Here is a 14,174-nt window from a genome sequence, read left to right on the forward strand (position 1 = left end):
CGTAGTGCGCTAGTAGGGCATCTCAAGCACCGGTCATCGGCTGCATCCCCATGGATACGAGACAGAGGTCAACAGGGCGGTTCATGCGCCGGGGCGCGTTCAACTTGGGACGGCCAGCGCTCGCCAACCGTCCGGTTATTCCCGTCAACCTTGTAATAGCCGCGGGCCTCGCCCCAAACGCCGGTACTCTGCCCGTAAACGAGGGGACGCGCCTCGGCGGCCCTGTCCGATCCCCAACTGTGCAGATCGACCTCGACCCCCCCAGCCATAAGAAGTTGCAGCCAAGGAGTCCGCGACTTGCCGCCTGCTCGCGAACCTGTCCAATCTCCGGCGCAATCAGCTCTCTGGAAGTCCCGACCCCGACTGCGGGCCTTGGGCCCGCAATCTCCAGCTGGTCTGGATTCGCCCCCAGCGGGCCGTGCAATGTCGCACTAAAATGCCAGCTCAGACGCCAATTAAGCCACTCCCTGAAGTCGCTGGCAGACCTGTACAACCCACAGGTTGGTCTGTGCCGGAATTCGGTGGAGTTCCGGTTTAACATCTAAGACTGGCAACAGACCCGGACCCGGTCCCGGGCATGGGGACCATCAAAAGTTTTGTCGGTCACAGCCACGCGAGCTGGGCCTCGAGCTCATGCCTCAGATCGGGCCACGGGGCAGCCAGGTCAAGCGTCCGCGCTCCGAGCCGGTTTCCCTGGATGACCACGTCCACGTCGGGTTGCGCCGGTGCGTCGGTACGGGCGTAGAGGAGCAGGCCGCTGACAGTCCCATCGTTGCTGACGTCGGCGTTCTTGATGTACGACAGCATCTGGTAGAGGTTCGCGGAGTGCACCGTTAGTTTGCCGTAGGCACCTGACGTCAACGGCTGGGAGTAGTACTTGGCGTCGATGATCAGGGTGCGGGTGCCAGACGTCAGCGTCACATCAGTTCTCATCGCGGGTAGCTGATCTGCCCCCACGGCGGTCACAGGGTCGTAGTCCCAGGCTACGTGTCGTGCCGTGGGGGAGAGCTCCGGGTGGTGGAAAGCGTAGTACTCCCGGAGAAAGCGCTCGTACAGGGCACTCATGGCTTCCTCAGACAACCATTCGGCAAGTTGCGTATCGCCGGAGTTTTCGGTGGGCAGCAACCCTTCCACAACGAGCTGGCACACTCCGAGAAGAATTCGATACGCGGCGTTTCTGCGGTGGCAGGTGAATTTCTCCCAGCGGATCGACCGGGGCGATACCAGCGTGACGGCGTCCAAATAGGGGAGCAGCCGCCGCAACGCGTCCTTGCGGCGTTGCCCCACCTCGCCATGACGGATCAGCAGCACCATTACTGATTTGAGGGCCTGGTTGAACGGCGTGTCCGGTTCGTACGTGTCGAAGATGCAGGAGACACTGCCCGGGGTGACGGCCCGGGCCACCATGGTGGCGGTCACGTCGATTCGTCCACGCACTGTTGTCAGCTGCTCATCGCGGCGCAGGTAGTCGTGATGCACCCCGCGCTTCACCTGCGCGGACACTCCCTGCGCCAAGATCTCCGCGAAAAGGTCATGGATGTGGGTGAATTCCTCCGTGCCCACGTCAGACGCGTCCGGAGTGCGTATCGCGCGGAAGGCATAGGCCAGCATCACGTAGATGTTGCGGATAGTGGCCGTGCGATCTTTCATGCTGCGGCGGCCCACAGTTTGTCCGACCACTCCTTGACTCTGGCCGTCTCGTCGAACCAGTACTCCTCCAGCAGCGGAACCAGTTCGTGACGAATGACCGACGCCAACCATGCCCGGTCCGCTTCCACGGCCCTCGAAGGCTTGGAGAGGAAGCTGTGGCCAATTTCGAATCCCCGCCCCAGTGCGGGGTCCCCAGAAATTTCTTTATTGAGTTGCACGACCGTCTCCACGACTCTTTCCAGTGCGGGGTTCTCCGCCTCGTCGAGCCACGTCCGGAAACCCTCGGAATCAAAACCCGGACGCATGTCGAAGAACCCGAAACGGCGGCGCAGGGCGTAGTCGAGCACAGCAAGACTTCGATCAGCGGTGTTCATCATGCCGATGATGTGAAGGTTTTCGGGTACAGAAAACAACTCATTCTTGTGCAGCAGGCGGATCTCCTGACCCCGTTTGTCCTCCTCGATTAGCATCAGCAGCTCACCAAATATTTTGGAGATGTTCCCTCTGTTGATCTCGTCGATGATGAAGAAGTACGGGCGGGAACCGTCATCCGCGCGGGCGGTTTCACAGAACCTGTAGAAGGGGCCCTCGGTCAGGACAAAACCCCCGGACTCCGTGGGCCGATAACCCATGATGAAGTCCTCGTACGAGTAGCTCTGGTGGAACTGCACCATCTGCACGCGGTGAGGGTCTCTCGCCCCGATCATGGAGTACGCCAGACGCTTCGCCGCGTACGTCTTCCCGACTCCTGGCGGCCCTGCCATGATGACGTTCTTCTTGCGCCGCAGCAGGGAACTCAGGCGGTCGTAGCTGTCCTCAGACATGAACACCGTCTCCAGGAAGTCTTCTTTGCCGTATGCAGGGGCGGGTCTCGATGACCCCGTCAGTTCCACCCCGGTTTCCCCAGTGGTGAGTTCTTCGAGCTGTTCGACGTAGTCACGGTACTTCGTGATGTCGGTCAGTGTTTTTGTCACGGCGTCGCCCGGATGCGGCCAAGAACCCTGCCGGTCCCACTCCACGGCTACCACATGGCGGTACGTCTCCCGGTCCGGCTCGAACCTGGGCTCGGAGACGACCACGCCGCGCCCGATCACCTCGCGTCGTCCTCGCTTGGCGTAGACCACGTCCCCAATTTTGAGGTCGTGCTGAAATTGCCACAGGGCTAGTGCGTCATGACTGTGAGCGGTGGCACCGGATCCTTCTCGACTCAGGGCTTGGCGAATCGACTCGCGGCTCGGGTACTGCGCAAGATCGCCCAGTTCGTCCCATTCGATGGCCATGATTCCTTCGGTGAAGAACTGGGACCACATGCATGCCTGGGGCCCAGGGGAGTAGAGCCAGTAGTGGGTGGGGCGGGGCTCCGCCGAGGTGACACTCGACTCCTCCTCGGAGGGGTTCGTCGGGTCTGGTTGCCAGAGCTCCGCGACGCCCGCTGTCCAGAAATGGAACGGTTCCGAGAACTGTTTGGCCAGATCACCACGAATGGCGAAAAGGTCGCGGTCGATTGCCGCAGGGTCGTCTCCGGAGGAAGTGGAGACCCGGTTGGCCAGCGCATCTCGAATGTTTCTCTTCATCTGCATGGAAGAGATCGGCTCGAACGTGTCCGGGGCGGCGAGGAACTGGAAGGCGTTTCGAATGTCGGGACGGTCGGTTCCAGAAGCGAGCATCACTCGTTGCAGAGCCCACGGGTCTGCGCGCGTTTTTTCCCGTTCTGGATCACTCAACGAATCCCAGTGACGAATGAATGTGGAGACCCAGATGATGTGTTTCCACAAGGCCCCGTTGTACCCCATGCCAGGTACGAAACCAGCAGTGTTGGAACGGCGGTCCAAACAGCGTGATATGACGGCCGGTATGCTGATGGACGGGTCGTCGAGGTGGCGCAGAATTCTTTCAACGTGCTGTCGGCGTGTTGCGGGTCGCGCGTTCCGCACTGGGTGCTCGCGCAGGAAGGAAATTTCCGCGGCCAGAAGGACGACGGCGCGCGAGGCTCCGGTCAGCTGCACGTCCAGCTTGTCCCACTGTCCCTGTGCCGTGCCCTCGATGGGATTGTCCTCCACGCGCCTGCGAAGGTCTTCTGCAGCGTCGACCGTCCAGATCTTCGTGTGTGGATCTATGGTTGAGGCGCCATCCCTCAGCATGTGAGAGATCAGATCGTGCACGTCCCGCGCGACATCCATGTCGGGCGTCGGTCGTGAAGCCGTGACGAACGAATTGATTGCTGTCCTGCTCTCCTTGGCCATGTGGTCATTCTGCCTCCTTCTGGTTCCCTTGCGGTCCTGGATGCATGAAACATTTGTGCGGGGGGAGGGGGACGAGAAGCGCCCAATCCGAAGCTCTCCGGGGGATGGGGCACGAACCCGTACGACCCAGCACATATGTCTCAGGCTGATCGGTTTGGCAGACCCCGCCGGACATGAGGGCGCGTTCAAACAGCAACCGGTCCCTGTCTGCATACCCCGGCGTGGCCCCGCAGGGCGGGCCAACACCGGGTCTACAGTTGTTACCGTAAACGTCCTTCGCTGAAGCGAGGCCCGGAGGGGACAATGTCGAGTAGCCAGGTCGATTCCACAACCAGTTCGAGAAGAATGGATCGGGGCACCGTCTCCATGCTCTGGAAGTTCGGGCTCATGGTCCTCATCGGCGCGGTGATCTTCTTCATCCCCGCACCCGAGGGTGTGGACCCCCGCGGCATGCACATGCTCGGCATCTTCGTCGCGACCATCCTCGGGCTCATCCTGCAGCCCCTGCCCACCCCGTCGGTGGCGCTCATCGGTCTGGCCACGGCCATGATCACCGGCGCCATGGATGTCAAGAGCGGGGAGGCACTGAGCGGCTTCTCCAACTCTGCCGTCCTGCTCATCGTCGCGGCGTTCTTCATCGCGGACGGATTCCTGCTCACCGGGCTGGGCCGCCGCATCGCGCTGATGTTCCTCTCCGTGCTGGGCAAATCGCCCCTGGGCATCGCCTACGGCATGGCCGTCACGGACCTTCTGCTCGCACCGGCAACGCCGTCCAACACGGCCCGCGCCGGCGGCGTGATCTACCCGATCGTCCGCTCCGTCGCGGAGGTCCAGGGCTCCACCCCGGACACCGACGAGTCCCGCAGGAAGCTCGGCTCCTACCTCACGTTCACCGCGGCCCACGTCAACGTGATCACCAGCGCCATGTTCATCACCGCCATGGCCGGCAACCCGCTGGCCGTGGCCTCCGCCGAGAAGCTCGGCGTTCACATCTCCTGGGGCCAGTGGGCCCTGGCCGCGCTGATCCCCGGCCTCGTGAGCCTGGCGGTGGTCCCGTGGCTGCTCATGAAGGTCTACCCGCCCACGCTCAAGAGCACGCCGGAAGCACCCACCATGGCCCGCAGCGAGCTGCAGAAGATGGGGTCCATGACTCGCGGCGAGATCATCATGGCGGCCACGTTCGTGCTGCTCCTGCTGCTGTGGGTCTTCGGCACGGCCATCGGTGTCAACGCCACCACGGCGGCCTTCGTCGGCATTGCGGTGCTGCTGGTGACCAAGGTGCTCACCTGGAACGACATGGCCAAGAACGGCTCCGCCTGGAACACCCTGATCTTCTTCGCGGTCCTGGTGGGCATGGCGGAGAACCTGAACAACCTGGGCGTCATCACCTGGATCGGCTCGGTGGTCTCCGGCGCCGTCGGCGGCATGCCCTGGGCTGTTGCCTTCGCCATCCTGGCGCTCGTCTACTTCTACGCGCACTACATGTTCGCCTCGAACACCGCGCAGATCGTCGCCATGTACGGCGTGTTCCTGGGCGCGGCCATCACCGCCGGCGCCCCGCCGATGTTCGCGGCCCTCGCCCTCGGCTACATCGGCAACCTCTTCGGCGCCATCAGCCACTACGCCTCGGGCCCGTCCGGGGTGGTCTACGGCTCCGGGTACGTCAAGGTCTCCGAGTGGTTCAAGGTCGCCTTCATCATGTCCGTGGCCATCATCATCATCTGGACCGTGGTGGGCAGCGGCTGGATGTGGGTCCTCGGCGACCTCGCCATGTAGCCCGCACGGCAAACCCGCCCAGCACGACGACGCTCGGTGCCCTCTCAGGGGCACCGAGCGTCGTCGTCTGTTGGGGAAAGCGGCCGGGTCAGTCGTCCTTGTTGCGCAGCACCTGCCGCAGCTTCTCCCGGTTGAGCCCGGCGATCGCGGTGAGCGGGATGCCCGCGGGGCACACCTCCGCGCACTCGCCGTAGACCGAGCACGGGCCGAACTCCTCCTCGGCGGCGCGCGTGATGCCCTTGGCCCGGCGGCTGCGCTCCTTCTGGCTGGAGGGCAGCGTGGCCAGGTGCATGGTCTTGGACCCGGCGAACAGCTGGGCGGAGCCGTTGGGGCACGCCGCCACGCACGCACCGCAGCCGATGCACGCGGCCAGGTCCAGGGCCCACTCCGCGGACTCGTGGGTCACCGGGATGGCGTCCGCGTCCGGGGCGGTGCCCACGGAGGTGGACACGAAACCACCGGCCTCGATCACCCGGTCCAGCGCGCTGCGGTCCACCGCGAGGTCCTTGACCACGGGGAACGCGCCGCTGCGGAACGGTTCGAGCTGCACGGTGGCGCCGTCCTCGAAGGAGCGCAGGTGCTGCCGGCAGGACGGCGTCTTCTCCTGGGGGCCGTGGGGCCTGCCGTCCACGGTCACGCCGCACGCACCGCAGATGCCCTCGCGGCAGTCCGAGTCGAACGCCACTGGGTCCTCGCCGCGGGCCACGAGGTCGTCGTTGAGCTTGTCGAGCGCCTCGAGCAGCGAGAACTCGGGCCCCACGTCCTGCAGCGGGTACTCCTCGAAGTGCCCGCCCTCGGCGCCGGACTCCTGCCGCCACACTTTCAGCGTGAGTTTCATGAGGATGGTCCTCTCATCGGTAGTCGCGGGTCTCGGGCGGGACGCTCGGGAACTCCAGGTGCTCCTGGTGCCGCACGTAGCGCGGGCCGTGCGGGGCGGCGTCGTCAGACCCGACACGTTCCCAGGCCGAGGCGAAGAGCCAGTGGGCGTCGTCGCGCTGGGCCTCGCCGCCCTCGGTCTGGTGCTCGTCCCGGAAGTGCGCGCCGGCGGACTCGTCCCGGTCCAGCGCGTCCAGGCACATGAGCTCGGCCATGTCCAGGTAGTCGGCCACCCGACCGGCCCGTTCGAGCTCCTGGTTGAAGCCGTCCGGGCGGCCCTGCACGCGCAGGTCCGTCCAGAACTCCTCGCGCAGCGCGCGGATGCCCTCCAGGCCCTCGGCGAGGCCCTCGGCGGAGCGCGTGACCCCGCACTTCGCGTAGAGCAGGTCGCCCAGGCGCCGGTGGAAGCGCTCCGGGCCCTGGGTGCCGCCGATGTCGATCAGCGCCTGCACGCCCGCCTCGGCCTCGGCCACCGCGGCCCGCACGACGTCGTCGTCCACCGACAGCTTCTCCTGGCCCAGCAGCGGGGCCAGGTAGTTCGGCACCGAGTAGGGGAGCGTGAACCAGCCGTCCACGCACGCCGAGAGCAGCGAGTTGGCGCCCAGGCGGTTGGCCCCGTGGTAGCCCCAGCCGGCCTCGCCGCCCACGAACAGGCCGGGGAGCGACGTCATCATGTCGTAGTCGCTCCACAGCCCGCCCATGGCAAAGTGCGCGCCCGGCGCAATGCGCATGGGCTGCTCGTACGGGTCCTCGCCGGTGACGTCCGAGTACATCTCGAAGAGGTTGCCGTAGCGCTCGGCAATCACCTTCTTCCCGAGCCGCTCGATCGCGTCCCGGAAGTCCAGGTACACGGAGTTCTTCAGGGGCCCGACGCCGCGGCCCGCGTCGATCTCGGTCCTCGCCGCCCGGCTGGCGACGTCGCGGGGCGTGAGGTTGCCGTAGGCCGGGTACCGGCGCTCCAGGTAGTAGTCGCGCTCGTCCTCGGGGATGTCGTTGGGCGCGCGCTCGTCCCCGGGCCGCACGGGCACCCAGATGCGGCCGTCGTTGCGCAGGGACTCGCTCATCAGCGTGGTCTTGGACTGCCACTCGCTGGAGACGGGCAGTGCCGTGGGGTGGAACTGGATGAAGCACGGGTTGGCGAACAGCGCCCCGCGCCGGTGGGCCCGGAACGCGGCCGTCACGTTCGAGTTCTTGGCCAGCGTGGAGCGGTAGTACACGTTGCCGTAGCCGCCGGTGGCCAGCACCACGGCGTCGCCGGTGACCGCGGAGATCTTTCCCGTGATGAGATCGCGCACCACGATGCCCTGGGCGCGGCCGTCCGCGACGATCAGGTCCAACATCTCCGTGCGAGTGTGCAGGTTCACCTGCCCCGTGGAGACCTGCCGCAGCAGCGCCTGGGCGGCGGCCACCTGCAGCTGCTGACCGGTCTGCCCCCGGGTGTAGTAGGTGCGGGAGACCTGCACGCCACCGAACGAGCGGGTGGCCAGCTGGCCGCCGTACTCACGCGCGAACGGGGCACCGATCGCGTTCATGTGGTCGATCACCCGGACGCTCTCCTCGGCCAGGCGCCAGGCATCCGCCTCGCGGCCCCGGAAGTCACCGCCCTTGACGGTGTCCTTCACGAACCGGGCCACGGAGTCGTTGTCCACCTTGCGGGCGCGGGCCGCGTTGATGCCGCCCTGGGCCGCCACCGAGTGCGCTCGCCGCGGGGCGTCGTGGAACGTGAAGGACTCCACGTTGTACCCCAGCTCCCCGAGGGCCGCAGCGGCGCCCGCCCCCGCGAGACCGGTGCCCACCACGATGACCGTGAACTTGCGGCGGTTCAGCGGGGAGACCAGGCGGTAGTGCAGCCGCCGGTCCGCCCAGATCTGGGACGCGGGGACCTCCGCCTGCAGCCCGGGCAGGTCCGAACCCACCGTGCGGAGCTCGTCGAGCAGGGCCTGGGCCTGAGTGGATGCCGTCATCACTGAATCACTCCCAGCAGAACCATGAGGGGGATGGTCACGTTGCCCACACAGATGGCGATCGCCACCAGCCCGGCCACCCAGGCCGCGACCTGGCGCAGCCGCCTGCCCGTGGCACCGAGGTCGTTGGCGGCGGTCCACGTGCCGTGGGCCACGTGGGCGGTGAGCACCAGCATCGTGAGCATGTAGAACGCCGCGACCACGGGGCGCTGGAAGCTGGCGACCAGGTTGGCGTACGCCGAGCCGGCCTCGAACGAGCCGGTGGCGGCCGGTGGCGCCCCCAGGGTGAGGTCGAGAATGTGGAAGATCACGAACAGCAGGATCACCACACCGGTGCCCAGCATGGTCCGGGCCAGCCAGGCCTCGCCGCGGCGCAGCCCGGTGCGGGGGAACGCCCCGCGGGCCCGGCGGGCGCGCGTCCACAGCAGGATCCCGCACCCCACGTGCAGCACGAGGCTGGTCAGCAGCACGACCCGCAGGATCCACAGCACGCCCTCGTACGGCACGAGCGGCATGAGCAGCTCGCGCAGCCAGTGGGCGTAGTGGTCGAACTCCTCCTGGCCCCGGTAGATGTGCAGGTTGCCGTACATGTGGACGAACACGAATCCCACGAAAACGAGCCCCGTGAGGGCCATGGTGGTTTTCGCCGCGAAGTTCGACACCGGCAGCCTTCTGCGCGGTGGAGACGATCGGTGGTGCTCTCGGTGCGCAGTGGCCGTCATGATTGCCCTTCCCCGTGCCTGGGCCGCATTGTCGGCATTGCCAGGTGTGTTTTCCACGCTACTCCCGTGGCGGGGCGGGGCGGGGCATTGCCGCGCATTGCGGGAAAGCGTGTGGAAAGCTGCTGGGGGAAATGATCAGTGCACTGCAGTTTTCCGGCGTGCACAATCAATTTTTCAGTCGACGACCCGGGAACAATTCGCCTGCAGCACATTCTTCGCGCGCTCGGTCAGCGCCCGGACGTCCAGGTACGGCACCACCACGTGACCCTCGACCTGTTCGTGCAGCCAGTGGGACAGGGTGCGCAGTCCGGCGCTGTCACCGGGAGGCAGCTCGACCATGAGGCGTTCGAGGTTGTCGTGGACGAGCAGGGTGCGTCCGCTCTCGGCGAGGGCCTGGATCAGGCGTTCGTCGTCGGCGGGGTCACCGAGGGTGCGCGGGGAGTCGTACTCGAACCACACGGCGTCGCACCGCGCGTCGATGGCGTTCCAGTGGTGCGCGAGCACGTGGATGTCGAAACCGTCGATGTCGCTCTTCCACACCACCAGGTCCTCGGGGGCGGGCATCTCCAGCAGCGATGCGGGGGAGACCCAGTCCTCGACGGTGTGAGCACCGGTGCCCTCGTCCGGCTGGAACCCTCCCGTGGAGCCTGCGCGGCTGAAAGACACCCGCGTGCCCACCGGTCCCACGAACCCCTCCACCACGGTGGCGCGTTCGGCGGGCGGAGCCAGGTTGCGGGTCAGGTAGCCGAGGAACGTGGGATCGCCCTCGACGCTGATCACCGAAGCCCGCGGATCCGGAGTTCCTCGCCGCCGGGGGACAGGTGTACCTGCCGGAGCCCACGGTCCGGGGCGAGGAGCCCGTGCGTCCCTGATCTCGGGGACTGGTGTATTGCCTCACACTTGGCGCTTTTCTCGCAGTGGCCGGGTCCCGCGGGGCCCTCGCAGGACTAGCGTTGAGCCTGCGATCAAGGCGTTGTGGTACGGCGCCGCGGCGGGTGGTGCGGAGGGCTTCATGCCCCCCCGATGCACCCGCCGCGCGCCCGCCCGGCCGTGAGCGACCGAGGGCGCCCCCGCGGCGTCGTCGTCGGCCTGGGTCGCTGCCCGCCCACCCGCCGGACGTCGTGGAGGACGCCATGTGGACCCAATCGCTCGACACCCTGGGCAGTCTGCCCCTGACCGCGCTGGTGGCCGCCGTGCCCATCGTGGTGTTCCTGGCGTGCATGATGCTGTTCAAGCTCACCGGCCTGAAGTCGGGCGTGATCGCACTCGTGGTGCAGGTGCTGGTGGCCCTGCTCGTGTTCCGCATGCCCGTCACGGCCATCGCGGGCTCCGGTCTGCTGGGGCTGCTCACCGCGCTGTGGCCCATCGCCTACATCATCGTGATGGCGGTGTGGCTGTACCGGCTGAGCGTGCGCTCCGGGCGCTTCGACGTGATCCGCTCCTCGATCGCGAGCGTCTCCGCCGACCAGAGGGTGCAGGTGCTGCTCATCGCGTTCGCGTTCGGCGCGTTCCTGGAGGGTGTGGCTGGCTTCGGCGTGCCCATTGCCATCTGCGCGGCGCTGCTCGTGCAGCTCGGGTTCCCGCCCGTGCGCGCGGCCGTGCTGTGCCTCGTGGCCAACGTGGCCGCCGGCGCGTACGGCGCGATCGGCGTGCCGGTGCTCGTGGGTGCGCAGGTGACCTCCATGGAGGTCCAGGACCTCTCCCGGGCGCTCGTGATCCTGCTCCAGCCCCTCACCTTCCTGGTCCCGTTCCTGCTGGTGTGGATGGTGGACGGCATCCGCGGCCTGCGTGAGACCTGGCTCCCCGCCCTGGTGTCCTCCGCCGTGTTCTGCCTGGTGCAGGGCGGGCTGCTGTGGTTCATGGGCCCCGAGCTCGCGGACCTCGCCGCCGGGCTGCTGGCCATGGTCTCCCTGTTCGCGCTGTGCCACGTGTGGTCCCCGCGCCGGATCTCCCGCGCCCCGGAGGCCCCCGAGGCCTCTGAGGCCAGCCACCCCGCGAGCGAGGTGATCCGCGCGTGGAGCCCCTTCTACATCCTCACCGGTGTGATCCTGCTGTGGTCCGTTCCCGCCGTGCAGGGCCTCTTCACCCAGGGTGCCCTCGGGTTCACGACCGTCAAGGTCCCCATCCCCGGCCTCACCGGCCACGTGACCACCGCCGCCGGCTCCGTGGTCAACGCCACCTGGACCTTCTCGCTGCTCGGCGCGACCGGCACGGCCATCCTGATCGCGGTGCTGATCACGTTCTTCACCACCCCGCAGATCCACGCGACGGAGCTGTTCGAGGAGCTGCGCGGTGCTCTGAAGGCCCTCGGCCCCGCCATCGTGCTGATCGCCGTGATCCTCATGCTCGCGAACATCGCCAACTACTCCGGCGGCTCCACCGCCATGGGCACCGCGCTCGCCGCCGCCGGGCCGGTCTTCCCGCTGTTCGCACCCGTCATCGGGTGGATCGGCGTGTTCCTCACCGGCTCGGTGGTCAACAACAACACGCTCTTCGGCCCGCTGCAGGTGGCCACCGCCCAGGGCATCGGCGCGAGTCCCTCCCTGCTGGTGGGCACCAACACCGCGGGCGGCACCACGGCCAAGGTGATCTCCCCGCAGTCCATCGCCATCGCGGCGGGCGCCGTGGGCCTCAACGGGCGCGAGGCCGAGATCATGCGCGGCTCGCTGTTCTACAGCCTGGGCATGCTGGTGGTCATGTGCGTGTGGACGTTCGTGCTCACCATGGTCTAACCGGTCGGCCCCCTCGTCACGGCCTGCGCGGCGCCCACCCTGTTGCGGGGTGGGCGCCGCGCGTCATACTGGCTTCGCACACCCCCGCACCCCCACGCTCGGAAGGAGCCCACCATGGTCCAGAACCTGGCCACCTACATCGCCCTTCCCGGCACCGCGGCCGAGGCCATGGAGCACTGGCACGACGTCTTCGGCGGTGAGCTGCACATCCTGCGCTACGGGGACATGGACCTGCAGGGCATGCCGTTCGAGAAGGCCCCCTGGGGCGACTGGTACGGCCAGGTCTTCGACCGCTACGGCGTCATGTGGTCCTTCTCAGCGCCTGCCGAGTGACGGTCCCGGGGGCGTCCGCCCCGGGGCACAACGACGCCGCACCGCCGGTCCCGCACCTGCGTCCCCTCGCGGAGACGGACGCCCCCGCGCCCACCGGATGACCCGGTGTCACCGCCTCACGAACGGGGTGCGGTGAGCCAGTCCACGAGCTCGGGCCACACGTTCCCGCCCACGGAGCGGCGGAGCAGGCCGTGGTGGCCGATCCGTGCGACCCCCAGCTGCTCGGGCGTGTACGTGCGGTGCTCCACGGTCGCGGACGTCAGCCGCGTGGTCAGCGCCTTCATCTGCGCCGGGCTCGCCCAGGAGTCGTCCGACGCGCCGAGCGCCAGGACGTCCTGCGTCACGGATGCGGCTCGGGCCGGGGCGTCCATGGAGGGGTCGTCGAAGAAGTAGCCCCGGTGGCGGGCCCACGTGCCCCACTCGAGCATCGCGGCGGCCGGCATGTCCTCGCCGATCCCGAGCTTCTTCCCCGGCATGTACCCCAGGGCCCGGCTGATCGTGGGCCCCACCACGTGGAGCATCGCGGCCACGCGCACCTTCTCCTTCGTGGGGGTCACCGTGCGGGTGTCCGCCACGTGCGAGGAGACGACGGCAAACCGGTCCAGGCCTTCCAGCCCGTTGCCCAGCACCATGGCGTGCCCACCGATGCTGTGGCCCACGGCCGTCACCGGCAGGTCCGGGAACCGGGCACGCGTCCAGGCGGCGACCGCGGGCACGTCACCGTCCATCCAGTCCCGCATCCGCAGGTGCCTGTGCTCACGGGGATCGCCCGAGCGCCCGGTGCCGCGGTAGTCGTAGGTCACCGCGGCCAGGCCGCGCCCCACCACGTGCTCGGCGAACGCGCGGTAGAACCGTTCCGGGGTCGCCGTAGCCGGGTGCACCACCACGACGCCGCTCGGCTCCTGCGCGGGCAGCCACACCGTGCCGACCACGGTCTCGGATCCCACGGGGACGGACAGGCGCTCGGTACGCACGGGGGTGCTCTGGTCGTCTCGCATGAAAGTTACTTTAGGGTACGAGGCGGATGCCTGCGCGGGTCGCCCCGCCGGTGCTCGCGCCGTTCCCGGCGTGCACGACACCGGCGCCGGTGCTCACTCCGCCCGGCCCCTGCCGCTGGTGTCCGAGCCGAGGCAGAACCGCGCGGCATTTCCCCAGAACACGTCCGCCATGTGTTTCGCAGGAACGGCCTCCTCGATCACCCGGAGATCGTCGTCCCGGAACGGCCGGCCGGCCCGGGTGGAGGGCAGGTCTGTGCCGACCATGAGTGCCGTGGGATCCACGTCCACGATCGCGCGCACCGCCGCAGCGGGATCGAGGTGGACACGGCCGAAGCCGGTGGCCTTGACCTTCACGCCGCGCTCCACGAGCCGCAGCAGTGCGGGCAGCCCGTCCTCGTGCATCCCCAGGTGGTCAATGCTCGCGGCGGGCAGCGCGGCGATGCGGCGGGAAAGTGTCTCGTCGATGGTGCGCGCGTCGATGTAGAACTCGGCGTGCCAGCCGGCCAGCCCGTGGACGCGCCGGGCCAGCCGTTCGAGGTCGTCCAGGTCGGCAGATCCGCCGCGGGCCACGTTGAACCGCACCGCCCGCACCCCCGCGCGGTCGAGATCGAGGATCCGGGCGTCGTCGGCGTCCGCGGGGAGCTGGGTGACGCCCACGAAGCCGGGGCCGAGCGCGCGCAGCGCCTCGATCAGGTACCCCTGGTCGAAGCCCTGGAACGATCCCGAGACCACCGCCCCGCCCGCGATCCCGAGATCGCTGACGCGCCGCCGGTAGTCCGCCACGGTGAACGGCTCGGGCAGGTACCCGCGGTTCTCCACCAGGGGATGGGCAGGGTCGATGATGTGCAGGTGCGAGTCGAACACGCGTTGCTCCACGGGT

The 14,174-nt window shown here is 67.8% G+C and carries 11 protein-coding genes; 3 read left to right on the top strand and 8 right to left on the bottom strand.

What is annotated here, in order from left to right:
- Positions 1 to 603 precede the first annotated feature (603 nt).
- Both mcrC and KRH_RS03615 read right to left on the bottom strand, forming a co-directional pair.
- On the bottom strand, positions 604 to 1,680 hold the full coding sequence (mcrC, locus tag KRH_RS03610; RefSeq protein ID WP_197524575.1) for a 5-methylcytosine-specific restriction endonuclease system specificity protein McrC: 1,077 nt from the start codon (positions 1,678 to 1,680) through the stop codon (positions 604 to 606).
- Entirely contained in the window at positions 1,647 to 3,893 is a 2,247-nt protein-coding gene (locus KRH_RS03615) for an AAA family ATPase (RefSeq protein WP_041297310.1), read from the bottom strand. The genes mcrC and KRH_RS03615 overlap by 34 nt, the downstream gene beginning before the upstream one ends.
- A gap of 345 nt (positions 3,894 to 4,238) precedes the next feature.
- On the opposite strand from KRH_RS03615, the gene KRH_RS03620 reads away from it, so the two are divergent.
- Positions 4,239 to 5,669, top strand: a complete 1,431-nt coding sequence (locus tag KRH_RS03620; protein ID WP_012397818.1) for an anion permease — start codon at positions 4,239 to 4,241, stop codon at positions 5,667 to 5,669.
- An 88-nt stretch (positions 5,670 to 5,757) separates the two neighbouring features.
- On the opposite strand, the gene KRH_RS03625 is transcribed toward KRH_RS03620, so the two are convergent.
- The 4 genes from KRH_RS03625 to KRH_RS03640 form a co-directional block, all read right to left on the bottom strand.
- Positions 5,758 to 6,507 (bottom strand): succinate dehydrogenase/fumarate reductase iron-sulfur subunit, encoded by a 750-nt coding sequence (locus tag KRH_RS03625; protein WP_012397819.1) that lies wholly within the window; start codon positions 6,505 to 6,507, stop codon positions 5,758 to 5,760.
- Positions 6,508 to 6,520: 13 nt separating this feature from the next.
- On the bottom strand, positions 6,521 to 8,509 hold the full coding sequence (locus KRH_RS03630; RefSeq protein ID WP_041297311.1) for a fumarate reductase/succinate dehydrogenase flavoprotein subunit: 1,989 nt from the start codon (positions 8,507 to 8,509) through the stop codon (positions 6,521 to 6,523).
- Complete coding sequence (locus KRH_RS03635) at positions 8,509 to 9,171, bottom strand: succinate dehydrogenase cytochrome b subunit (RefSeq protein WP_105590540.1); 663 nt, start codon at positions 9,169 to 9,171, stop codon at positions 8,509 to 8,511. Before KRH_RS03635 ends, KRH_RS03630 begins: the two co-directional genes overlap by 1 nt.
- 234 nt (positions 9,172 to 9,405) lie before the next feature.
- Complete coding sequence (locus tag KRH_RS03640; RefSeq protein WP_012397822.1) at positions 9,406 to 10,011, bottom strand: hypothetical protein; 606 nt, start codon at positions 10,009 to 10,011, stop codon at positions 9,406 to 9,408.
- Positions 10,012 to 10,364: 353 nt separating this feature from the next.
- On the opposite strand from KRH_RS03640, the gene KRH_RS03645 reads away from it, so the two are divergent.
- On the top strand, positions 10,365 to 11,963 hold the full coding sequence (locus KRH_RS03645; protein ID WP_012397823.1) for an L-lactate permease: 1,599 nt from the start codon (positions 10,365 to 10,367) through the stop codon (positions 11,961 to 11,963).
- A gap of 114 nt (positions 11,964 to 12,077) precedes the next feature.
- Positions 12,078 to 12,296, top strand: coding sequence for a hypothetical protein (locus KRH_RS03650; RefSeq protein WP_012397824.1), 219 nt, complete (start codon positions 12,078 to 12,080; stop codon positions 12,294 to 12,296).
- 116 nt (positions 12,297 to 12,412) lie between these two features.
- On the opposite strand, the gene KRH_RS03655 is transcribed toward KRH_RS03650, so the two are convergent.
- Both KRH_RS03655 and KRH_RS03660 read right to left on the bottom strand, forming a co-directional pair.
- The gene (locus tag KRH_RS03655) at positions 12,413 to 13,294 is read right to left on the bottom strand and encodes an alpha/beta hydrolase family protein (RefSeq protein ID WP_012397825.1); all 882 of its coding nucleotides are present in this window, start codon (positions 13,292 to 13,294) and stop codon (positions 12,413 to 12,415) included.
- 93 nt (positions 13,295 to 13,387) lie between these two features.
- Positions 13,388 to 14,170 carry an amidohydrolase family protein gene (locus tag KRH_RS03660; protein ID WP_012397826.1) on the bottom strand — a complete coding sequence of 261 codons (783 nt, stop codon included), beginning with the start codon at positions 14,168 to 14,170 and terminating at the stop codon, positions 13,388 to 13,390.
- Between the last annotated feature and the right edge of the window lie 4 nt (positions 14,171 to 14,174).

The sequence above is a fragment of the Kocuria rhizophila DC2201 genome (assembly GCF_000010285.1).
Classification (GTDB): Bacteria; Actinomycetota; Actinomycetes; order Actinomycetales; family Micrococcaceae; genus Kocuria; species Kocuria rhizophila_A.